The sequence below is a fragment of the Poseidonibacter ostreae genome, from assembly GCF_009208075.1.
GTDB lineage: Bacteria > Campylobacterota > Campylobacteria > Campylobacterales > Arcobacteraceae > Poseidonibacter > Poseidonibacter ostreae.
Map to the genome: position 1 here is coordinate 1 of NZ_WFKJ01000107.1, position 1058 is coordinate 1058.

Sequence of the window (1058 nt, forward strand, 5' to 3'; positions counted from 1 at the left end):
TGTACTTTCTTGATTATGAAAATTTATTGCTAGGTGTCGGTGAATAGATGATTTAAAATTAGTCTTAAAAAAGTTATATATTCTATTTTATTAGATTGAAAGAGAATTTCAACACTTCCTTAGAATAAAATCAACTTATCATTCAAATAAAAAAATGAGTATATAAAATGACACTCCATGTTACTACAAATATAAAGATACTTATAAATACAACAGCACTTCCAACATCTTTTGCTCTACCTGCCATCTCATGATGTTCAAGTGTAACAAGATCAACAACTCTTTCAATGGCACTATTTATTGCTTCACTCAAAAGCATTCCCATTAAACTAATAAACATTAGTAGCTTATTCACTAATGAAACATCTAGTATAAAAAGAACAGGTAGTAGAATTATTGTTATTATTAATTCTATTTTAAAAGATGTTTCATTTTTTACTAAATCTTTTAAACCTTTCAATGCATAAGTTGTATTTTTGAAAAAATTGTATTTTGGTTGATTTCTCAATGTCTTTCCTTTTATATATGTAATTCAGTATTATAAAATAAATATTTTAATTAATTAAACGTATTAACTAAAATTTTATTTCTTCATTTTTTCAATAATTTAATTAAATGATATATATCTTTTTTAAAAATAAAATAAAATAAAATAAAATACTAAGTGATACAAAAACTTCATAAAACTCTAATGAAGAATTTTCACATAATACAACACCAAGAATTATAAATGCAATGAAGTTATAAAATATATTCATCTTATATCTTTTGCAGTAGTGACTTTATAAATAATTAGAACGAGTAGCCAAGCAATAAGCATTGTAATAATTGTATGACTTAAAAAATGGTCACCAATTAACATTTTATATGTACCCATACTCCATCCTACACTTAAAGCAAAGATAAGTGCATATATTTGATTTATTCGTTTTTTAAATAAAAAGAATAAAGAAAGAAGTGCAAAACCACCACTTGCATGTCCTGCTGGCCAACATTTTATTTTTTTGTTTTGTACAAACTCTGTTGGATAGGAATCAAACAGTTTTACATCTGGATAA

Annotated in this window: 2 protein-coding genes; both read right to left on the reverse strand. The window is 24.1% G+C overall.

Annotation, left to right across the window (positions count from 1 at the left end):
* Positions 1-142 precede the first annotated feature (142 nt).
* A complete protein-coding gene (locus GBG18_RS14980) occupies positions 143-508 on the reverse strand; it encodes a diacylglycerol kinase (protein ID WP_152192374.1) in 366 nt (121 codons plus the stop codon).
* Between the two features lie 246 nt (positions 509-754).
* On the reverse strand, positions 755-1058 hold a 304-nt coding region (locus GBG18_RS14985), incomplete at its 5' end, for a phosphatase PAP2 family protein (protein WP_152192376.1).